A 21,159-nucleotide genomic window follows, 5' to 3' on the forward strand; every position below is an offset into this window, starting at 1 on the left:
CTTAGTCTAAGACGTTCGTCCGAGTAATCAATCAAACCAGTTATTTTTTATGGCAAAAAGTGCCGCTTGTGTACGATCTTGCAACTGCATTTTTCCCAATATCGAGGTGATGTGGGTTTTTACTGTTTTTTCTGTAACATGAAGTTCAGCCGCTATTTCCTTATTGCTCTGTCCTAAAGTGATATGGTACAGTACTTCTCTTTCCCTCGGAGTAAGGATTTGAATCCCGGTTTCGGCTTCCTGTGTCATATGGGAAATCAGTTGATTCGTTACTTGCTGGTGAAACGTTCGATTGCCTTCCATTGCTGCTTTGATTGTCTCCGCCAGAACATCGGGCTCCACGTCTTTCAACTGGTAGCCGAGGGCTCCTGCTTTAATGGCAGGCAAGACAGAGTCCCGGTCGGAGAAACTTGTAAGAATAATTACCTTTACATCGGGATAGTTTTCCGAAATTTGCTTAGTCGCCTCTATCCCGTCCATCTTCGGCATTTGTACATCCATAAGCACAATGTCTGGTTTTAATTCCTCAACCTTTTTTATCGCCTCTATCCCATTTTGCGCTTGGCCGATGATTTCTATATCAGATTGAGTTTGCAGAAAGAAACGCAATCCTCTCAATACAACCAAATGATCATCGACGAGCAGTACTTTAATTTTCACATATTAACCCCCTTTCCCTTTGGCTGTGGGCACTAGAACAGTAATGGTTGTTCCCTTTCCCTCGATACTTTCAATTTCAAAATTTCCGTTTACTTGTGCAGCCCGTTCCCGCATGCTTTTCATCCCGAGAGACTTTGTGTATTTCAATGCTTGTTCAAGTGAAAAGCCCCGCCCTTCATCGGATACAACCATTTGCACGGCATCTGGGTGACATTCAATTCGAATTTGGGCGCAGTTCGTACGGGCATGCTTTCTTACATTGTTCAGCGCCTCTTGGCCGATACGAATGAACGCCTCTTCTACCTCTGGCATGAGTTGGCCGTCTTCTTTCATTTGTATGGTGACATTTAATCCGATTTTATCAGCGTATTCTTTCAGTAAATATGTAATTCCTTTGTCGATATTGTCCGGACGAAGCTCCCAAATAAGGGAGCGCATTTCGGTCAAAGCTTCTTGAGCCAACTGACCGATATTGTTAATGCCTTCTATTACGTTCTGATCTTCATGTTTTAACATTTCCCTGAGTCCACGGGCTGTCAAAGAGAGAGAAAATAGTTTTTGATTGACAGAGTCATGCAAGTCGCGGGCTAGCCGGTTTCTCTCTTCGGTTAGGAGCAGTTGCCGCCGTTCTGCATAAAGCCGGGCCTCTTCCATCGCTAACGAAATATGTTCCGCCAATACTTTCAATATCTCAAACTCATAATCAACGAACGGTTCGAACTGTCTGCTAATGAACAGCACGCCTTTTTGTTCATATCTAAAACGCATTTCATGCAATTTCAACGGTATGGCAATCGAAAACTGGCCGCCATTATTATTAAGTTCAGGAAAAATAAAATCTTTTTGATCGCTTACACATACTTTCTGCTCTAAATATGCTTTAACGATAATATCCGAAGAATCTTTTGAATCATGGAAACCCCATGTTTCATTCATTAATCTAGGTGTTCCATCCCTATAAAGCGCTTGCAGGGTCAAGCGATCACGCCTTTTCATGATGATGCCTGCCGCCGACCAGCCAAAATTCTCTCCTATCTGCCCAATAATGGTTCTGAGGAGAATGTCCGGATCATTTATATTCCATATGTGACGCGTCAGTTCATCGATCTTTGCATAATATTCGAATTGTTTCTTTTCCCGCTCATACAAGAACGTCCGGTCCACTGCGGTTCCAATTTGATACGCTACCGATTCGAGCAGAGTAAGTTCTTCATCGTTGAAGTATTTTTTTCCCGGTGAACCGACATTCAAAATGCCAAATCTTTTTCCGCGGACTGTTAATGGAACCGTCGCATGATGGGTGAGGTTGCGGGTATCCCCCCATGAATGTTCGACTGCCTCATGCAGACGCTTGCATTTAATAATATTGACCGCTTTCTTCAATGAACCTTTCCAAAATAGCTCCAGGCAATCACAAGTACCGCATCTCATCGGTTGCTTATCTTCCCGGGCAAGTGCCGGAGGCAAGTTGTAATCGGCCATCTTCTTGTGAAACGGCGGCTCTTTTGCTAGAAATATCCATCCCGTGCTTATTCCAGTCACTTCAAGCAATTTTTCCAGCGTACTTTGAAGCATCTGTTTTAGATCATTACTTTCGTTCAACGTTTCGGCAATTGTTTTTAAGATTAATAATTCCTTGTGGTGATTCTCAATACTTTTAGACATCGTTCCTCCTCCTGCACACTTAATAAAAATATACTTCTGTGTATTTCCGGAAAATCCTGTAAAATATTAGCATATTAAATTTTTCCCCTTGTTTTTTGTTCGGCAGCTTTAAGAAAATCACGCGTGCAATACGTTAAAAAATGAATGGACGGGCCCATCTTATTTGGTATTCCGTAGCCACATACTTCCTTTAAATCCGGTTTCAGAACAAAATTAATTTGCAAATGATCCCCTTTTATCCAAAGTGCCCATCCGCTTTTTTTATTTTCTCATATATTGTTAAGGCAAGGTGAAAAGGAGGGAAATAAATATGTCTGCTGGTGTTGGTTATGGTGGTGGCTTCGCGTTAATCGTTGTGTTGTTCATCCTATTGATTATTGTGGGAGCTTCCTTTGTTGGTGGATTTGGCGGCTGGTGGTAATTATGATTTAAAAAGCTTACCCTGACAGTTAAACACCAGTGTATATCCGCTCTTTAAGTTAGTAATGCACTAAGGTAAATTTGATGAAAAATCCCGTTGCAAAAATTGGCGGGCATTTCTAATGGAACAGGAATTGGGGCGGAATTGGATTAATGGAATCGAGAGAAATACCGTAAAATGGATCATTGTATAGTTGATTGGGGTCTTTAGCAAAACAGCTCGTTTTCCGCTTCTGTTTAAATTACCACATTTTTTAAACTAACCTATTCATCTCGTGATTTTTCATCATGAGATGAATAGGTTAGTTGTTGATTGTACAAGTTGAGATAGTTAAACGTCATAAGTATTCAGAGGGAAACAAATTAAGTTTTAACACTGGAAGGAGAGTTGCTATTGTCCGGTACGCTTTTACGGCAAAAAATCATTAAATTGACCGAATTTTTATCTCCACTTCCCGGGAATCCCAAAGATTCCTTACCGAGTTGACGCGATTATTGCTTCTTCGGGAAGGTATCGCACGGATTCCTGACCGTTTTCACGGATTTTCTCCTATTCGGGAAAGAATTTCCCTTCATCCCCATTTATTTTTTGAATATTTCAGCATTCACTTTTGCGAAAGTCGGAAATCCCCGGAATTTTTAATGTTTTAATAGAAAAATCAGTTAAACTTCAAAGAAAGTTCAAAAGTTTTCATTTCATCTCTCCAAGAACTTTTTCTGTTTTTTCTGATGAACACTTAACAATGGACCAAACGTTACGTTCCGTGACGGCAACAATGGATTTGGCTGCCACCCAGTTATCTATATTGTGTCCCACATATCCCGGACATTTGATTGCCTTCCAAATTTAGTCGCGATTTGTTCTACATATAGTATCATTCGCTATATCGCTTTAATCCTTTGCTAAATCTTTACGGTCAACAGCTTTTGGGGGTTGTTCCATCCAGCCATGGTCAATCATAATATTCGCGCCATCCTCAACATATAATCCAACATCCATTAGAAACTTAGCATACATTGCACCAATATCACGCCGTCCATTAAGTGATGCACCATTTGCATAGGACCTGATTTTCATGGAAAACATATCCATTTTATGCCATAACATTAATTTATCTGAAAAGGGAGAAAAAGTAGAAGTGGTCACCAAGTCATCCAATAAGGCAGGAGATGGCAAATTTTCATTGTGCAGATGCTGTGAACAGGCTTCTAAATGTTTTTTAGCCATTTCCTTTCCTCTAAGGAGGAACTTTCGAACTTCTTCATTTTTAGATACTTGAGAAAAGCCAATTAGCAACGCCTTGCTTGTAGCATCGTTTTCAATATTATCATAAAGGTGTGTAATCTCAAGTGCGTGAAGGGATCGAACGTTTCCGAAAAAGCCATTTAAATAACTTTGCTTTTTTACAAAGTCGGCTTTTTTAGGGACAGGAATGAAAGGCGGCTTTGTTAAAAAACCTTTTTCTTTTAATAGATCATTAACCTCTGTTAAAAGTTTAACAGCAGAATTCAGAGTAAAAATAAAGAAATCCCGTACATCTTTTCTGACCACTAAAGGTATGGCAATTGTGTAAATACTCATTCCGGCTTTACCCGTATACTTTAAATAGTGAAGATAAAACTCGTCGGAAAATAACCTTGGAGCACCCAGGTTTACGTCTTCCTTTGAAAAACCGATTGGTATGGGAAAATTTTCTTTAATAAATATCGCTTTGATATCCTCCACAATTTTCCTGCTTAACTTTAACGCATTCTCCACAACCTTTTTGATATCTTTATCCTCGACATGTTTAAGATAATAACTCAGAACACACGTAAAAAGTGTATTCCCCGTATACGTTGCCCAAAGTTTCCCTATCTCGGCCGATGTTAATTTTTCATTAGTATTTTTGGTTTTGCCTTTCATATAGATATCCTCCCATTTACTGCCTCGCGGAATATTGTTCCCTAAAAAGAGGAAATATATAAACCAAATACATTTTCGAAGATAAAGCCAGCCAGAAGCAGGGATATTTTTCCACCTGCTGCATTTGTGATGCTCCGCCTCCGGCTAAGCCAACAGGGAAAGCTCTTCACGGAAGCATTCCTCCGGTGTCCTGTATCCAAGAATCCTGCGGGGGAGCTGATTACACCAGTTCTCTACACGTCGAATGGTCGAGCCGGCCACCGAGGAAATCGGTTTCCCTTTGGGAATGAACCGTCTGATCAATCCGTTGTGGCGCTCGTTCGTTCCGCGCTCGCATGAAGTGTAAGGGTGGGTATAATAAACTTCCGGCCCTTCCTCACTATTGATCCAAGTGGCCAGGTCAGCAATATCGGATCGTTATCAGCAGTGACCGTTTTGAACGCCTTGGGAAGAAGAGGACCGTAACGTTCCCGCAAGGCGGCGATGGCAGCGCCTGTCGCCCCGCTGTTCTTACCGTCTATCTTAAGGATCAGTTCCTCGCGCGTTTGACCCGCTTGTTCTTGCGGCAGCGCTTCTTCTTGGTGTTCAGGCGCAGTTTCATGGGCAGATCAATGTTTTTGACGCCCATCAGACCAGCATCGATATAGTTATAGAGTGTTTTTGTAGTTTCGGGAAAATAAGCCTTATAGACCGTTCTACCTGATCTCATCTGGCTGACAGTTCCACGCTTTATCTCCCGGGAGATGGTGCTCTTATGGCACCCGACAGCTACGGCGATGTCAGTTTGAGATTTCCCCTCGGCAAGCAGAGATTCTTCCTCGGTCGATAGCCGTCAGATGTCTAAAGGTGCGTTTATTTGTGGTAGACTGTGAATGTGCCATAGATGAACCCCCTGTATTGATTGTGTTTTCGTCGACTTAATCATACACGGTTTGTCTATGGTTTTTCACGTTTCAGGTGTTGCATTTATTTTTACAACTGGCCGTAAAAGGATTAATAATAAATTTGGAAAAAACTATTGACTTTACCAAGCGCCGGCCATATAATAAAAAATGTCTTTAAAAATAATATGGAGTCCCAGTAGCTCAGCTGGATAGAGCAACAGCCTTCTAAGCTGTGGGTCGGGAGTTCGAATCTCTCCTGGGACGTCTTTATATGTAATTGGCACCATGAAAAATGCTCCGAAACGTTGTTGCACCAACGATTTGGAGCATTTTTCTTTTTTCCGGGAATACGATTAAAAACAATAATTCTTGGTTCGGTAACAAAGTCTGGGCAACATTGTGTTCAAAATTCGACAAAAAAAGGAAACATCCAAATCACCGTCGTATAGTTTAAGTACCCACCTACCCATACGAAAGGGTGATTTGGCTGCTTAACCATTATTCCATGGAATTTGAAACGGAAACAGTCCCACTTGTAATTGACAAAGACTCCCGGCATCATGATGAGTCCTGTTGAAACGCTCCAAAGCTCAAGGAAATCCGCAAAAACCGAACAAGAAATGCCCCTAAAACCGCATTTAAAATGATTCCCATCTGCTGACTTACATCAAAGATAATTTTTCTATATACGGCTCCAAATTTTTCATGGCAGCCGCACGGTGGCTCAGTTCATTTTTCCTTTCAGGGCTCATTTCCGCCATTGTTTTTCCTTCGGATGGTACGAAAAAGATGGGATCGTACCCGAAACCCTCGGAACCACGGCGTTCGTTCAGTATGATCCCTTCACATGTTCCGTTAACAGTGATCGTTTCAAAATCGGGCCCTGCCACAGCAAGAGCGCAATAGAAACGCGCTGTCCTTTCCTCTTCATTGACAGCTTCCATTTCACTCAATACCTTATCAATATTATCTTCATCGTTTTTCTCAGCCCCCGCATACCTGGCCGAATATACGCCGGGCCTTCCACCAAGTGCATCGATGACCAGCCCCGAATCATCCGCCACAACAAAAGAATTTGCAAGTTTGGCAATTGCTTCCGCCTTGATAATCGCATTCTCTTCGAATGTTTCCCCTGTTTCTTCAATATCGGGCACATCCGGAAAGTCAATCAATGTCTTTACTTCCATTCCATACTTTGAAAACAACCGCTCAAATTCCTTCGCTTTGCCTTTATTTTTCGTTGCTATGATAACACTTTTCACGATTGTTTTTCACTTCCATCAGTGGGCTTAGATCCAATCTTCTCCGCAATTTCTCCGAGAGCTTCCTTCTGAATTCCGGATAATTCCTTCATGCCTTTTTTGGCTGCCGCAAGCATTTCCTGCAGTTGGCTGGCTGTAAAAGTGGATTCTTCTCCTGTTCCCTGCAGTTCGACAAACTCCCCTGCACCTGTCATCACCACATTCATATCAACTAAAGCTGAGCTGTCTTCTATATAATTCAAATCCAAAATAACGCCAACTTCTTCAATGATGCCAACACTCGTTGCCGCCAGAAAATCTGTCACCGGGAAAGTCGGCAGTTCTTTTTCCTCCACTAGCTTGGCAACAGCCATCGTCAAGGCGACAAAAGCCCCAGTTATGGATGCTGTCCTCGTTCCTCCATCTGCTTGGATGACATCACAGTCAATCCAAATCGTCCTTTCGCCAATCGCTTCAAGATCCACGACTGCCCGAAGTGCCCGTCCAATAAGCCGCTGGATTTCCATCGTCCTGCCTGACACTTTTCCCCTGGAAGATTCCCTGATATTCCGCGTTTCGGTTGCCCTTGGCAGCATGGAATACTCCGCTGAAATCCAACCTTTTCCTTCACCTCTTAAAAAAGGAGGCACTCTGTCCTCGATACTTGCAGTGCATATTACTTTTGTGTCTCCCACCGTAATCAGGACAGAACCTTCCGGATGCTTCAAATATCCGGTTTCAATATGTATGTTTCTTAATTCATCTGCTTTCCTTCCATCAACACGCAATGATAATCCTCCTTAAAAAAACAATAGAGCCGGCATGACCTTTATGCCGGCCTCTTCAAGCTTATCTATAGTATATCAAATCTCCTGTAATTAATAACGCACCGCGTTAATTTTTTCAGGACGGGTGACTGGCTCTGTCAACGGTTCGCCCTTTTCACTTGCCAGTCCCGTTTTTCCATCCATTAGAACCGAAACGCTTTTGATGCCTTCCTGTTCGGTCAAGGATAAAACAAGTGTCTGCAAGGCTGCATCGGTAATCATGCTCTTTTCGTCACTGCCCAAAATAGATTCATTGAAATTTAATGTTACAACCCCATCTTTCACTTTAGGGGATTCCAACAGTTTTACATCACCGGATAATGCACTGGCCAATCCCGACATCATTCCCGGTCCATCTGCCAATTCCTTGACCACCGCGGCGACATCGTCCTGCTCCTTATTGGAAATCCGGCGTGTAACCGGTACATAATAGACCTCATCATCAGCCTGCGACAAATAATAAACAGTCACCGGCCGTGTATTCGTAATATCGACTGCCGTGGAATCATCGATATTGATTCCATCTTGGCGCGAGAGGCCTTCTTCACTGATCGGCGTCCCATTTACCGGCATTTCATTTAAGCGATGGCCGTTCATTCTTAATTCTACAGACTTCACGGATTCAAATTGCGTCAACGTCCAAGTGACCGCCTGTAAAATCTTTTTTTCATCCTTTGCATCGTAGGTCGCAAATTCCTCGGAGAAATCAACAACCGCTTTCCCGTCTTTTATATCGACATCCACCGCTGTATCCGCTGGAAGGACAGTTCTGAACCCGTTAGGCAAAATTTGAGCTATTGGGCCATCATCAACAAGGTACTCCAAAACCTGTTTAGCCGGACTTTCTGATTTGGGAAGAGGAAGGGTCTGGGATACAACCATACCATTTCGGTCAATCAAGTAAAGATCACGCATGACGGTATCCGCTTTTTCCTCCACTGCGGTCTCTTTGTCCGGCGCTGCTTTTTCAGAAGCAGTATCCAATCCTTCTCCCTCTTTTAAGTAAGATACATCCTGAGGCGGATCCAGTTTCTCCTTCCCTTTACCGAAAAGACCGCAGCCCGATATGAACGCACTTGCTGCAAGGATTACAGCAACTGCGGCTATTTTCGCCCGTTTACACATTTGTACCCCTCCTAGAACAGTTTGTACTTTCATGTATACGAGCCGTCTGTTTCATTTAGACCGCTTGGACATATCTTTTTAAAAGAAAAGCGTAAGCGCCCGTCTAGCGACGTACAAACTGAAATGCTGAAGACGGCCGTTTAGGGGCGACAAGCGCTGGCCGCCTCAAAGCGCCACATCCTGTGGCTTCGGTGGCACTAGGACGTCCTGTCCGTCGGAGGGCAGTCCAGTGAAGTCGTTCTTTGACTTCATTATTTAAGGCAAAGGACGGAAAAATACCTCGAAAAGAACGTTCGCACGCTAATCCTGATTTTCTTATAATTAAGGAATTTTTTTGTACTTGAACACCAAAAAACCGCCGCGGTTTTCCACGGCAGTTTTTCGCTCAGCTCGGCTGCGTCAAATATTTGCCAAGCTTGGCGGAATGGATCTGCAGTTCTGTACTTTTGAGCCAATCCGATGCTATTTTTTTAAAGATTTCTATCGAACCAGTTGTAAAGAACCGGTGATTCGGCGGATCAGGAGCCGTATTCCTCATATTTTTATAATGTAAAATGGCACTTACTTCCCTGGCTGTTTCCTCGCCTGAACTGATGACCTTAACCCTGGGGCCCATTTCCTGCTCAATCAGGGGGCCAAGCAATGGATAGTGGGTGCAGCCGAGAATAAGTGTGTCGATGCCGCTTTCTTTAATTGGCGTCAATGTCTCCTTGACTACCTTTCTGGCAGTCTCGCTGTTATACTGAAAGCTTTCAACAAGCGGGACAAACTTCGGGCAGACGAGCTGCGTCACTTCCACATCTTGATTAATCAACGCCAGTTCCTTTACATAAGCTTCGCTTCTGACGGTTCCAACTGTGCCGAGCACTCCCACCCTGCCGTTTTCCGTCACTTTCAATGCTGCCCTGGCTCCGGGTGAAATGACTCCGATGACGGGTATGGGAAGCTGTGAGCGGATTTCATCCAATACAGCGGCAGTCGCCGTATTACAGGCGATCACGAGCATTTTGATATCAAATTTCCTTAAAAAGGAAGTCATTTGCCAAGTGTATTCCTTTACCTCTTCTTCTGGTCGGGGACCATATGGGCAGCGGGCCGTATCGCCGACATAATAAATCTTTTCATTGGGCAGCTGCCGCATGATTTCCTTTGCAACCGTCAGCCCGCCGATGCCCGAATCTATTACTCCTATAGCCTCTTTCAATAAAAACGCCTCATTCTTTTTTCATTTCTTGATGCAGTTTAGCCAAGCTGTCTTTTAGAGCCATGATTTCTTGTTCCGAAAAATCACCAAGAACATCCTGCAAATAGTCCTGTCTTTTCTTAATGACTTCGTCAATAATGATTTCGCCCTTTTTTAATAAGTGTATGCGAACAACACGGCGGTCTTTCGGGTCTTTCACCCGCTCAACCAGTTCTTTTTTTTCCATTCTGTCGATTAAATCGGTCGTCGTACTGCATGCTAAAAACATTTTATTGGATAATTCACCGATTGTCATGTCCCCGTCTTCAAAAAGCCATTGCAGCCCGACGAATTGCGGCGGCGTGATGGCATAGTCTGCCAGCAATTCCCGCCCTTTTTGCTTCACGATAGCAGATATGTATCTCAAATCTTTTTCAAGCTCAGCGACCATTTTTTCATTATGCCGGAAACCTGATCCATCATTCATGATTAAGCGCAACTCCCTGTATCCTTTTATATGCATTGTCGCCCTTTTTCGCCAAAAAAACAAGAGGAAATCAGTTGATTCCCTCTTGTTTATAACAATTTCAAGGACTCTCTTATAAACGCGGGAATATCATCAGGGGTCCGGCTTGTCACGAGTTGATCCGAACAGACGACCACTTCCTGATCTTTATAATCAGCCCCCGCATATTCCATATCCACTTTGATGGATTTATAGCCGGTTGCTTGTCTGTCTTCAAGTGCCTTTGCCGTTATTAGAAGCTGAGGGCCGTGGCAGATGGCAAAGACAGGTTTTTTCTTGTTCATGAATTCTTTTGTAAATGTGACAAAACGTTCATCGGCGCGGAGCTGGTCAGGCGAGAAGCCTCCCGGTATAAACAATGCATCATACTCTTCAGGGTTTACGTCCTCAATGCTTTTATCTATTGTAACGTTCGCTTCACCCTGTTTTCCTTTGACCGTTTTTCCCGCTTCTTTTTCAATTGTTGTGACAGAATGCCCCGCTTCCTTGAATGCTTTTGCGGGCTCCGTATATTCTACGTCTTCGAACATGTCGGTGATTAATGTGGCAATGTTTTTACCCATTTTCAAACACTCCTTTTCAAAATTACTACTTGTCTGTTTTCCCCAATCGTTATTTACAAAACATGTTATTTCCAGACAAAATTTGATTCAAACGCCTTATGCTAACAACACCGCCCGATTCATGTTAATATAAATTGAAAAGCTGTACAGGCAATCATTTGAAGATTCTTTGTAGACTGGAGTGGACTTGGTTTGGATACGAAAAAGGCACTGCCTATACTTTTTGCTGTCATGTTTTTTGTCATGGTCGGGTTTGGGATCATCATCCCTGTCCTGCCGTTTTACGCTGAAGAAATGGGCGCATCCCCAGCGGAGCTCGGTTTGTTGATGGCTGTTTATTCATTGATGCAATTGCTCTTTGCACCTATGTGGGGAAGGGTTTCCGATCGGATTGGCCGGAAACCGGTGATGATGATCGGAATATTCGGCTTGGCCATCTCATTTTTCATGATGGCACTTTCCTCCGCTTTATGGATGCTGTTTGCGGCTAGGATTATCGGAGGATTTCTTTCATCCGCCAACATGCCGACGGTCATGGCATATGTAGCCGATATTACCTCGGATGAAGACCGCGGAAAAGGAATGGGGATCATTGGCGCATCGGTTGGCTTGGGCTTTATCTTGGGCCCTGCCATCGGGGGTATTTTTTCTAAAAACAGTTTAAACATGCCGTTTTATTTGGCTGGGTTCTCCAGCCTGCTTACCTTCATTTTCGTTCTATTTCTCTTAAAAGAATCCTTGCCGCCTGAGGAAAGAGGAGGACACAGAGCAAAAAAAACGCCGCTGCACAAAGCTTTGCGCGGTCCGATCACCGTTTTGTATGTTTTACAATTATTCACCTCCCTTTCCTTGGCCGGCCTTGAAGCGACGTTTGCGTATTTTGCCGCGAAAAAAGCAGGGCTTGGTACGGTCCAGTTGGGATATCTGTTCATGATCATGGGACTGGCCGGTGCCATTGTACAGGGCGGCCTGGTTGGAAGAATGACGAAAAAATATGGTGAAGGAGCAGTCATTCAGGCCGGAATCGCGGTTTCAGCCGTCGGCTTCGCGTTAATCCTGCTCGTTGACAGCTTTACGACGGCTGCCGTCTACCTAACGATTTTCGGAATTGGAAATGGAGTGATCCGTCCAAGCGTTTCTGCCTTATTAACAAAAACTTCGGCTGCAGGCCACGGGAGCACAACCGGGCTATTGTCATCATTTGATTCTTTGGGAAGGATTATCGGCCCCCCTCTTGGCGGCTGGCTGTTTTCCATTTCAATCGGGTTTCCTTACATTTCAGGGTTGATCATTTCGATCTTTACATTTCTGATGTATCAGCTATATAAAACCCGATCGAACAAAGCACATTCTATTTCACATCAATGAAAATCCGAAACCGCCCTGCTATATATCGAAACAAACTTGATGATTTCAAGTTTGTTTTCTTTTGGATTGAATCTGGATAAAAAGACCTATTTTTACATTTTCTGGTTTATACCCTAAGTTGGTGGGTAGATAACATATAACCCTAACTATGTAATCCGCTATCATGTAACCGCTTCATAACTAATGGCAAAGTTTAACGTTGCCTGTTCCCCGACTGTTTTGAATAGCGATATAATCCTGTGACGCTTACCACTAAATCATATGGGCTGAATAAAGTTTCCATGGCCAATTAACCCGCTCCCCTTTCAAATGTTTTATATCACAGAAAGTAAAAGTACAAAGCACGAAGGTTTTGGACAAGACAAATTATGAGAAGCAGTATCCTGTTTCCATAGTAGTTGAATCCAATTTTCTTCTGTTTTTTGCTTATTAAACCCGTCCCTGGCGATTCTACTGAAATGGATATCGGATGAAATGCAGGTTTTAAAAGTTGCTCATTAATTCATGTAAGCGAAAGGAGGGAATCATGTTGAAAAGGTTTAAAGAATGGGCAAATATGAATAGCTGGTGGGTGCCATGGGTCGGAGTAACTGCTACCATTTCTGGTCTAATATTTCCTGACGCACTTTTAAGAACGGGACAAATACTGACAAGGTTTATACAGGTTTTGCTGCATTATTGGATCCACGTGCTGGTTGTTGTTTGGGTAATTTATATCCATTTGGAAATCCGAAGGCTGAAAAAAAGAAAAAGAATCCGTAAAAGTTCGAAAAAGAAAGTCTGTTAAACTTCCTCTCGACTCGTTTTAACGGGTATTTAGCAGACCGAAATTTAACGACAAATTCCGCCAAAAAGACCGAATATTCCATTTTTTAAAATTTTTTACTAAAAAGGAGGAAAAGAAATGAAACCATTTGTTAAAGGAATTCCGTTCCGGGTAGTTCAGCAGATAAACGAAATAAATGAAGTGCCAAAAGGGATCGAATTGATTCAGGCTCCAAAGATTTGGCGGGAAACAAAAGGAGAAGGAGTCAAAATTGCAGTTTTGGATACAGGCTGTGATATAAACCACCCTGATTTAAAGGATCGGATTATCGGTGGAAAAAACTTTACGGATGATGACAAAGGCAATCCTGAAATATTCCAAGACTATAATGGCCACGGTACCCATGTCGCCGGAACAATTGCAGCCTCCAAAAATAATGATGGTGTAGTCGGAGTGGCTCCGGAAGCAAATTTATTCATTGTGAAGGTTCTTAACCGAAACGGTTTCGGTCAACATGATTGGATCATCAACGGCATCCATTATGCGATTGAACAAAATGTTGATATCATTTCTATGTCTCTGGGAGGGCCTGATGACAATCCAAAGCTCTATCAAGCAATAAAACTGGCCGTCTCCCAAAATATTTTGGTAGTCTGTGCTGCAGGAAATGAGGGAGATGGCAGCGATGCAACCGATGAATTCGCATTTCCGGGGCGCTATAATGAAGTCATATGCGTTGGAGCAGTCAATTTTGACCGGCTTTCCTCAGATTTTACAAGCTCTCACGATGAAGTAGATTTGGTGGCGCCAGGTGAAGAAATTTTATCAACATATATAAATGGAAAATATGCCACCTTAAGTGGTACATCAATGGCTGCCCCCCATGTTTCCGGGGCGCTCGCCCTAATAAAGGTTTTGGCGCACAAATATTTCGGAAGGCAGCTTTCCGAGCCCGAGCTTTATGCCCAATTAATCAAAAGAACCGTGCCGCTCGGTTTTTCTCCGAGGCTTGAAGGAAATGGCATTGTTTATCTGACAGTTCCGGAACATCTCGCCAAAATATTCGATCAAGAGTTTGCAGATACAATTATAAAAGCTTGTACTGGAGATTTGCCTTTAGAGGTTTGAGTGGCAGGCTGGCTATTGAATATATAAAAGGGAAGCGCAGGCTTCCCTTTTATTTTTTATTCATTTTGACGATTGATTGGGATCACTCCCCGTTCATCTCGTCCATATTAATTTCCTGTGCATTTTCTAGCGCTTCCTTCGGAATCTCGATGTTTTTCACTTCATTGTAGCCGCTATAGGTAGATTTCATATCCATATTCATATTTATTTTTTGGCCTTCAACTTCTGTATCCATATCGGTCACCATGTTCAATGCGTTCAAATAGAATGTTTCTTTATCGATCAATAATTCGTACTCAACCTTATTGAACTTCATGTCGCCCATCATTTCTTCGGCCTGCATTTCAGGAGGCATCGTTTCCTTGACACTATCCTTTAAAAACTGATCGAATTTTTCACCGGATGCTTTTAATGTCAATATATAATTCTTGTCATCTTGTTTAAAATCAAACTCATCAACAAATTCTTTTAACTGATCCAATTGTCCTGAAGGGTTTGTTTGTCCTTCTGACATTTGCAGAATTTGACCTGAGAATTCTTCCGGAAGTTTAATCCACATTTTTTCATTCGGCTCATACATATAAAAGCCTTCTTTAGTCAAATAAGCATCGATTTCCTGCTTTTCTCCCTCTATGGACATTGTCATTTTTTGATGCAGCGCCATTGGCTCAGTGACGAATTCCATATCGATATCCGAATTGATTTCCTGCTTTTCTCCGGCTGCATCGACCGTCTGCTTCATGTTCATCTTACTTTTGAAACTTTTCAGATCCTTGTTCGCTTCTTCCGTTTTCTTAAAAACTTCTTCCAGTGTCAGATCACTTTCTTTTTCCTTGTCCGCTTTCTTCTTTTCTGCCGTCGTCCCTTGCTCCGCTTCCTTCTCCACAGGCTCCGCTGTCTCGCTGCATGCTGCGAGCATCAGCATTAGCATCGCACCGAAAATGATCGATATTGCTTTCTTCATTAAAAGTCAACTCCCTTGAAATTTTGTAAAGCGTCTGGATGCTCCTTATTATTTACGGATCAAATACCCGATAGTTTCATCGTTTCAGAGAATGGTTCTTACGAACTAAAAAAACGATCGGACCTTTCTGCCTAACCCTCAGTCGAAATGGCATTTTCCCAACGCTGATTAATGGCTTCAACCAACTCATCAATGGAACACGCCAAATTTTTGACCGGTATATTGACCTGCGATTCCAAGAGGCCTTTATTCATTACATTTAACACTCTTTTCACGCCGCTTGACCGATTGACGATCAACTCGCGGTCAAATGTAAAAATGCCGAGATAAATCTGCCCGGAAAAATGAATGAAATCAATTGCTTCAATCTCATTCCATTTGACAAGGCCGGCTGCAATATAACTGGACTGATCAATGATACCCTCTTTGGAAATGATGAGTGCCGGCTCTCGTTTTATGAGCACATAGATGTAGTAAATGAAGCAGAGCCCAAATACTGCAATGGCAAGTCCCCCGATAATCGCCGGCAAAATCCCTTCAAATTGCTCGTTTATAGATAATGATAGAATGAATATCCCCACCGCGACGAAAACGAGAGAAAGAACTGCCAGCATCATCATTCTTCTTATTTTCGGCATGACAATATAATCGTCCATGAAACATCCCCCTTCAGGCCAAAAACGCAATACTTCCTAAGCTTAAAGGTTATCAATAAAAAAATAAATCCTCCGAATGTCCTACGGAGGATTTATGGCACCCTTTTATTTCCATGTGATGCGTTCAATCTTAATTTCACTTTTAGGTATGCTGGGCATGCTGACAAGGCTGTAGCTCAGATCCTGCTCCGGTATTTCGTAATCAATGCGATGAATCAAAAAATCGGCACAAACTTTCATGGCTTCCATTGTGATCCATTCCCCCGGACAACGATGCCCCTCATAATAGCCGCCTCCGCCTTGCGGAATCAGACTGTATTTCAGGGCGTCGGGTTTTTCTTTAAAACGGTCCGGATTAAACACATCCGGGTTGTCCCATAACTTTGAATCGTGGTTTGTTCCGTATAAATCCAGCAAGGTTAATGTATTCTTTTCAAAAGTATAATTTCTCCATGTAAAATCCTTTTTCACCCGTGCGGCTGCAAACGGAAAGAACGGATAATACCTTCGAACTTCCTGGACGAACAATTGCATATACCCGTCCTCGGAAGACAGCTTCTCTTTTTGTTCCGGAAACTGATGCAAAGCCAATGCAGTAAAATTAATATAGATGGCAATGGCTGCGATCGGCCTTAAAATGTTGATGATTTCTACAGCAGCCGTCTCAGTATCCAACAGTTTCCCTTCCAAATCTTTATGCCCGGAAATGACTTGAAGAGCCGTCTGGCTTTCGGGCAAAAACTTCCCTTCTCTGACCTGCTCTACAAGCCCGCCGATCCATTTCTCCGCCTGGTTGCGGGAATTTCTGCCTTTCCAGTGCTCGGGTCCTATAGAGGCAGGTGACTCGAAAAGCGAACTTAGTTCGTCCGTTCTTTTGTCAAGCTCTTTATCACTTAACGGAACCCCTGCCCATCGGCATGCCGTTTTGCATAAAATTTTCTTTGCTTCTTCATAAAGAACGATTTCACCTTTAGCTGCCCATGATTCCACCGCTTTCTCCCATTCGTTTCTATTTATTTCAACGAATCTTTGTATGCCCTCTTCTGACATGAGAGACATGAACATTGCCTTCCTGTGAAAATGTGCCTTTCCATCAAGCGTTTGAACGCCTTTTTCCCCAAACAATGTTTGTCGTACACGTTTGGGAGCGGCACCGCCCCTTTTGAATTTACTATTGTCATAAAAAAGCTCGGCCGCTTCCTTTCCACCCATGCAAATCGCTTTTTGTCCGAGCAGGTGTGTTTCAAAAACGTCCGATTGGAAACTGCGGCGCCTGTTCGGAATATACAGATAACCTTCCCTCATTAAAGAAACACTATGATCCAATCCCTCTTCACGGGGCATTTGATTTACATCCGACATATGAACCGTCTCCTTTTCCGGTAGTGCCATCTTTATAAATGTTCCCCAATCGGTTCATTAAAAAACAGCCAAAAATGCCAATGTTTCATGGGAGGCCTGTATTACAGGGCTTTTCACTATTCTTTCAACCAACTTTCAACTTTCTTATCCATCTCTTTCTCCAAGTCACCTATGTTTCCCGTATCCCTATGTACTAATTTTAAGTACCTTTTTGGAAACATCTTTTTCAATGAAGACGGGTACAGGCTTCCATCTTCAGGCTCTTTATATTTGACAACAGAGTAAGAATCTCCATCTTTTTTCAATTGGATGACAGCGGGCAAAGAATGCCCTGCTTGGGGTTCCGTCCCGGTTGATTTGTTAAAGCCGCAAAAATAAGACCACATATAGACACTGAGGACCCCGTTTGATTCACTTGTACCATATATTTTATGGACTTCAATTTGCTTTTCCGTATCATAATAGGAAGACCCGTAATGCTGAATGATATAATTTGATATCACTTCATTCATTTCTTTTGAAATGTGTATGTCTCCGTCCGTTAAATTGATTCCACTTCCACTGCACCCTGTTAATATGGCAGTGAAAAGCAACAGTGACACAATCATTAATTTGTTTATGGAAATTTTCATTTGGCCACTCCCCAAGGGTTCAGTCAGGCCTATTTCCTTATAGGAAAATCAAATTTCAGCCTGCCATTCTCAATCTGCAAGTATGCCTCAAAAGACTTCCCCTTTTTGCTTTTAAAGCCTTTTAGCAACCCGGTCTTTCCACCATTCAATAATTTCCTGATCATCGCGTCACTTAATTTTTTTCCACAAAAAATCTTTGGCAAAGTGAATGTACATCCTTTTTGATATTCTGTACATCCATAAAATTTCCCCTTATCCTGGACACTGCCGTTTCCACATGCAGGACACGTCCCAATAAATGAATGTTGCTCCGAATCTTTGACCTGAACATGTAATTGTCCGACGCTCCCAGGGGCACTTTCCAACAAAAATTGGATAAACTTCTCGATTTGCTGGATAAAGACTTCCTGCGTTCCTTCGCTTTGACCAATTTTATGTAAGTATCGCTCCCATTTCCCGGTCATTTCCGGGCTGGAAAGCAAAGTCCCTTCTACTGCCCGGCAAAGGATTTGGCCTTTTTTCGTAATATGGACAATGTTCTTTTTCACTTCAATATATTTTTGATGTTTCAACGTTTCAATGATTGCTGCGCGTGTCGCTTCGGTGCCGATCCCTTCCGATTTCCTCAGCATTTCCTTTGCTTCTTCGTCCTCAACATCCTTTCCGGCACTTTTCATCACTTGGATCAATTTACCTTCTGTAAACGGCTTTGAAGGCTGGGTCATTCCCTCTTTCAATTTCACATCAACCGTGCAGGCCTCCCCTTCCTTCATTTCGGGAAGAGCTGAGTCCTCTTCTTTTTTGGGATCTGCTTTTAATTGGTCCTTGTCAAACAACATTTTCCAGCCTTTTTTCCGCTCTACTTTTCCTGTTTTTTCAAAAAGCAATCCATTCACATTTACTATGACTTTCGTCTCTTCATATTCATAATCCGGAGCAAACATCGCAAGAGTGGTCAAGATTACTTCCCGATAAATATTCCGTTCCTTTGCTGATAATGTTTTTAAGTCCACGGTTTTCCTTGTGGGAATGATGGCATAGTGCTCTTGGACTTTGGTGCTGTCAACAAACCGTTTCTGCGCGTTCGGAAAGGCCACATCCAAGTTAACTACGGCACAGTTCTGATAATCGGAAAGATGTTTTTTCAAATAAGCAAATTCATTTTCTGTAATAAAATGGGTGTCTGTCCTGGGATAGCTGATCAATTTCTTCTCATACAAACTTTGTGCAATTTTCAGGGTTTCAGAGGGGCTATATTTCCAAATCTTGTTGGCTTTGGCCTGTAATGAGGAGAGAGTGTGGAGCCTGGGAGACTTTGTTCTTTTCAGCGTTTTTCGGATTCGCTCGATGACTCCCCTATTTTCCCCCACAATCACATTGTGTTTATCCAAAACAGCTTGTGCTTCTTCTTTTGTTTTAAATCTCTCTTTGTGTTTTGCTTCAAATTGGCCGTTTTTTACTGTCGTGTCTCCGATCCATTCGAAGAAAGGCTCAGACTGAAAGTTTTCAATCTCCTGTTGACGCTTGTAGATCATATAAAGAGTCGGAGTCTGAACCCGGCCAACGCTGAAAGGCCCCCGCACGCCTTTTTGTTCGAGCAGCAATGTGTACAATCTTGAAGCGTTCATGCCGACAAGCCAGTCGCTGAACTGTCTCGTCTGCGCTTCCCGGTACAACGGAATATAATAATGGCCTTCCTTCAGATTTCGAAAGCCCCTATGGATCTCTTCCACTTCCAATGAATTGATCCATAGCCTTTTGGCCGGCTTATTCCACGCACCCGCCAGCATGATAATACTTCTGGCAATATTTTCCCCTTCACGGTCACAGTCTGTTGCCACAATGATTCCCGTTGCTGAATGAAGCAGCTTCTTTACCACAGCAAATTGCTTCCTTTTGTCTTTAGCCACTTGGAATTTGAACTGTTCAGGAAAAATCGGCAGCGTATTCATTGACCACCTTTTCCATTCATCCTTATACTGCTCAGGCTCCACCAACTCAACCAAATGGCCGAACCCCCAAGTGATAAAGGCTTTGCCGTTAAAAAAGCGGCTGTCAACCACTTCTATATATCCATCTTTTTTAATCGTATTTCGAAATGCATCAGCATAGGCCCTTCCCTGGCTTGGCTTTTCTGCTAAAATTACTGGAAGTACCATTTGCGGGTCAACCTCCCTTACTTTAAGTTTTATATGGTATAAGTCTTGTTTGACTTCTAGTCCAATGATGAACGAGGGCGTGTACACAATTTCCCCACCTTGCTTTCTGGGGTATTTTATCGCCTTCCAAACAAATCTGTAGTTCTTAGATTCTATAGAGTTCACCTCCAAAATCCTAATGTTACGAACGTGTATTCTCGTCTCTAGTTTGGACAATTTATATTGAAAAGTCAATCACGTAAGGCATTTTATTGTTAGCTGAGTCGATTATGAAATTGACCCAAAGGACATAAACTTATATAGTAGATAATAAATTCCATCTAGAGGCGGATTTCTATGGCTAAAACTGATAATTTACTAGCAATTCTATGGATGCTTAGTTCAGGTGAAAAAATTACTGCGAAACAAATTTCAGAAAAGTTAGAGATGAATATAAGGACTGTGTATCGTTATATTGATACGCTTTCAATAAGTGGTGTACCTATAATTTCAGACGCAGGACATAACGGTGGATACACTTTGTTGAACAATTTTATTGAAGCTCCTCTTTTTTTTGATTTTGAGGAGAAAACTTCGCTATTTCACGCTGCTATTTTTGCGGAAGAAGCCGGGTATTATGGAGGTGAAGCACTAAATAGGGCTATTTCAAAGCTAAGAAAACATTCGAATCAAGAGCAGGAAACAAAGATAACTCAACATTTAACCAGTCTCGAAGTAATAAATCGATCAAGTTCCCTCGCTATGGAACCTTTTTTGAATGAGTTGGAGCAGGCCGTAGCAGACGGATACTCCGTAAAAATTCTATACCATAAAAGTGGCGAAGAGCAATCAAAGTATAGATTGGTGGATCCGTACAAAATTATTTATTGGAATAATAAGTGGTATGTGATTGGATTTTGTCATCTTAGGAATGATATCCGTAGTTTTAGAGTAGATCGAATGGAAAGTTTAATGCTAACCGAAAATAAGTTTAACCGGCCAGAAAACTTTTCAGCACGTGACTTTTTTATGAAAAACCTCCTTCCAACTATAGAAGATAAGGAAGGGATTATTTCTTTGATCCCAAATTACGAAAGTAAATTTACTGAACATTAATTCTGGGGCTATTTGGTAAAACTTTGTAA

18 protein-coding genes, 1 tRNA gene and 2 pseudogenes are annotated in these 21,159 nt (G+C 42.4%); 6 read left to right on the forward strand and 15 right to left on the reverse strand.

The genetic code is table 11. The features are described 5' to 3' along the window. Positions 1-27: 27 nt before the first annotated feature. The gene (locus tag FS666_RS05910; protein WP_144462785.1) at positions 28-660 is read right to left on the reverse strand and encodes a response regulator; all 633 of its coding nucleotides are present in this window, start codon (positions 658-660) and stop codon (positions 28-30) included. A 3-nt stretch (positions 661-663) separates the two neighbouring features. Then, on the reverse strand, positions 664-2,325 hold the full coding sequence (locus FS666_RS05915) for a sensor histidine kinase (protein WP_144462787.1): 1,662 nt from the start codon (positions 2,323-2,325) through the stop codon (positions 664-666). 310 nt (positions 2,326-2,635) lie between these two features. Here FS666_RS05915 and FS666_RS05920 point away from each other — a divergent pair, with 310 nt between their 5' ends. Beyond that, complete coding sequence (locus tag FS666_RS05920) at positions 2,636-2,746, forward strand: YjcZ family sporulation protein (protein WP_144462789.1); 111 nt, start codon at positions 2,636-2,638, stop codon at positions 2,744-2,746. 891 nt (positions 2,747-3,637) lie between these two features. On the opposite strand, the gene FS666_RS05925 is transcribed toward FS666_RS05920, so the two are convergent. Both FS666_RS05925 and FS666_RS20625 read right to left on the reverse strand, forming a co-directional pair. Next, positions 3,638-4,651, reverse strand: coding sequence for a DUF3231 family protein (locus FS666_RS05925; RefSeq protein WP_144462791.1), 1,014 nt, complete (start codon positions 4,649-4,651; stop codon positions 3,638-3,640). Positions 4,652-4,795: 144 nt separating this feature from the next. Further along, a pseudogene (locus FS666_RS20625) lies at positions 4,796-5,532 on the reverse strand (IS30 family transposase). Between the two features lie 193 nt (positions 5,533-5,725). Between FS666_RS20625 and FS666_RS05935 the strand changes: the two are divergent. Next, a tRNA-Arg gene (locus FS666_RS05935) sits at positions 5,726-5,799 on the forward strand. 398 nt (positions 5,800-6,197) lie between these two features. On the opposite strand, the gene FS666_RS05940 is transcribed toward FS666_RS05935, so the two are convergent. The 6 genes from FS666_RS05940 to FS666_RS05965 form a co-directional block, all read right to left on the reverse strand. Next, a complete protein-coding gene (locus FS666_RS05940; protein WP_144462793.1) occupies positions 6,198-6,797 on the reverse strand; it encodes an XTP/dITP diphosphatase in 600 nt (199 codons plus the stop codon). Beyond that, positions 6,794-7,564 carry a ribonuclease PH gene (gene rph / locus FS666_RS05945; protein ID WP_144462795.1) on the reverse strand — a complete coding sequence of 257 codons (771 nt, stop codon included), beginning with the start codon at positions 7,562-7,564 and terminating at the stop codon, positions 6,794-6,796. The genes FS666_RS05940 and rph overlap by 4 nt, the downstream gene beginning before the upstream one ends. Positions 7,565-7,654: 90 nt before the next feature. Continuing rightward, positions 7,655-8,728 carry a GerMN domain-containing protein gene (locus tag FS666_RS05950; protein WP_144462797.1) on the reverse strand — a complete coding sequence of 358 codons (1,074 nt, stop codon included), beginning with the start codon at positions 8,726-8,728 and terminating at the stop codon, positions 7,655-7,657. A 385-nt stretch (positions 8,729-9,113) separates the two neighbouring features. After that, on the reverse strand, positions 9,114-9,932 hold the full coding sequence (racE, locus tag FS666_RS05955; RefSeq protein WP_144462799.1) for a glutamate racemase: 819 nt from the start codon (positions 9,930-9,932) through the stop codon (positions 9,114-9,116). A gap of 10 nt (positions 9,933-9,942) precedes the next feature. Next, positions 9,943-10,398 (reverse strand): MarR family winged helix-turn-helix transcriptional regulator, encoded by a 456-nt coding sequence (locus FS666_RS05960; protein ID WP_120072764.1) that lies wholly within the window; start codon positions 10,396-10,398, stop codon positions 9,943-9,945. 89 nt (positions 10,399-10,487) lie between these two features. Next, on the reverse strand, positions 10,488-11,000 hold the full coding sequence (locus tag FS666_RS05965) for a type 1 glutamine amidotransferase domain-containing protein (RefSeq protein ID WP_144462801.1): 513 nt from the start codon (positions 10,998-11,000) through the stop codon (positions 10,488-10,490). Between the two features lie 192 nt (positions 11,001-11,192). Between FS666_RS05965 and FS666_RS05970 the strand changes: the two genes are divergently transcribed. The 3 genes from FS666_RS05970 to FS666_RS05980 all read left to right on the forward strand — a co-directional run bounded on the left by FS666_RS05970 (position 11,193) and on the right by FS666_RS05980 (position 14,262). Further along, complete coding sequence (locus FS666_RS05970; RefSeq protein ID WP_144462803.1) at positions 11,193-12,368, forward strand: MFS transporter; 1,176 nt, start codon at positions 11,193-11,195, stop codon at positions 12,366-12,368. A 529-nt stretch (positions 12,369-12,897) separates the two neighbouring features. Next, on the forward strand, positions 12,898-13,155 hold the full coding sequence (locus tag FS666_RS05975; protein WP_144469101.1) for a hypothetical protein: 258 nt from the start codon (positions 12,898-12,900) through the stop codon (positions 13,153-13,155). 117 nt (positions 13,156-13,272) lie between these two features. Further along, a complete protein-coding gene (locus FS666_RS05980) occupies positions 13,273-14,262 on the forward strand; it encodes a S8 family peptidase (protein WP_144462807.1) in 990 nt (329 codons plus the stop codon). A gap of 82 nt (positions 14,263-14,344) precedes the next feature. Here FS666_RS05980 and FS666_RS05985 read toward each other — a convergent pair whose 3' ends face one another. The 5 genes from FS666_RS05985 to FS666_RS06005 all read right to left on the reverse strand — a co-directional run bounded on the left by FS666_RS05985 (position 14,345) and on the right by FS666_RS06005 (position 20,035). After that, positions 14,345-15,226 (reverse strand): DUF6612 family protein, encoded by an 882-nt coding sequence (locus FS666_RS05985; protein WP_144462809.1) that lies wholly within the window; start codon positions 15,224-15,226, stop codon positions 14,345-14,347. A 131-nt stretch (positions 15,227-15,357) separates the two neighbouring features. Then, a complete protein-coding gene (locus tag FS666_RS05990) occupies positions 15,358-15,882 on the reverse strand; it encodes an STM3941 family protein (RefSeq protein ID WP_144462811.1) in 525 nt (174 codons plus the stop codon). Positions 15,883-15,987: 105 nt separating this feature from the next. Then, complete coding sequence (gene cypC, locus FS666_RS05995; RefSeq protein WP_144462813.1) at positions 15,988-17,244, reverse strand: CYP152 family fatty-acid peroxygenase CypC; 1,257 nt, start codon at positions 17,242-17,244, stop codon at positions 15,988-15,990. Positions 17,245-17,360: 116 nt separating this feature from the next. Further along, positions 17,361-17,876: a hypothetical protein gene (locus FS666_RS06000; protein ID WP_144462815.1), complete on the reverse strand. Its 516-nt coding sequence runs from the start codon at positions 17,874-17,876 to the stop codon at positions 17,361-17,363. 29 nt (positions 17,877-17,905) lie between these two features. After that, positions 17,906-20,035, reverse strand: coding sequence for a type IA DNA topoisomerase (locus FS666_RS06005; RefSeq protein ID WP_144462817.1), 2,130 nt, complete (start codon positions 20,033-20,035; stop codon positions 17,906-17,908). Between the two features lie 336 nt (positions 20,036-20,371). Here FS666_RS06005 and FS666_RS06010 point away from each other — a divergent pair. After that, positions 20,372-21,103: pseudogene (locus tag FS666_RS06010) on the forward strand (helix-turn-helix transcriptional regulator); the annotation flags it as partial. Between the last annotated feature and the right edge of the window lie 56 nt (positions 21,104-21,159).

Source organism: Siminovitchia fortis (assembly GCF_007681465.1).
GTDB classification, from domain to species: Bacteria; Bacillota; Bacilli; order Bacillales; family Bacillaceae_C; genus Siminovitchia; species Siminovitchia fortis.

What these genes read in the sequence shown, in the direction of transcription:
- FS666_RS05915 (WP_144462787.1), bottom strand. Translation starts at nt 2,325, where the DNA reads ATGTCTAAAAGTATTGAGAATCACCACAAGGAATTATTAATCTTAAAA.
- FS666_RS05920 (WP_144462789.1), top strand. Translation starts at nt 2,636, where the DNA reads ATGTCTGCTGGTGTTGGTTATGGTGGTGGCTTCGCGTTAATCGTTGTG.
- FS666_RS05925 (WP_144462791.1), bottom strand. Translation starts at nt 4,651, where the DNA reads ATGAAAGGCAAAACCAAAAATACTAATGAAAAATTAACATCGGCCGAG.
- FS666_RS05950 (WP_144462797.1), bottom strand. Translation starts at nt 8,728, where the DNA reads ATGTGTAAACGGGCGAAAATAGCCGCAGTTGCTGTAATCCTTGCAGCA.
- FS666_RS05960 (WP_120072764.1), bottom strand. Translation starts at nt 10,398, where the DNA reads ATGAATGATGGATCAGGTTTCCGGCATAATGAAAAAATGGTCGCTGAG.
- FS666_RS05965 (WP_144462801.1), bottom strand. Translation starts at nt 11,000, where the DNA reads ATGGGTAAAAACATTGCCACATTAATCACCGACATGTTCGAAGACGTA.
- FS666_RS05980 (WP_144462807.1), top strand. Translation starts at nt 13,273, where the DNA reads ATGAAACCATTTGTTAAAGGAATTCCGTTCCGGGTAGTTCAGCAGATA.
- FS666_RS05985 (WP_144462809.1), bottom strand. Translation starts at nt 15,226, where the DNA reads ATGAAGAAAGCAATATCGATCATTTTCGGTGCGATGCTAATGCTGATG.
- FS666_RS05990 (WP_144462811.1), bottom strand. Translation starts at nt 15,882, where the DNA reads ATGGACGATTATATTGTCATGCCGAAAATAAGAAGAATGATGATGCTG.
- cypC (WP_144462813.1), bottom strand. Translation starts at nt 17,244, where the DNA reads ATGTCGGATGTAAATCAAATGCCCCGTGAAGAGGGATTGGATCATAGT.
- FS666_RS06000 (WP_144462815.1), bottom strand. Translation starts at nt 17,876, where the DNA reads ATGAAAATTTCCATAAACAAATTAATGATTGTGTCACTGTTGCTTTTC.
- FS666_RS06005 (WP_144462817.1), bottom strand. Translation starts at nt 20,035, where the DNA reads ATGGTACTTCCAGTAATTTTAGCAGAAAAGCCAAGCCAGGGAAGGGCC.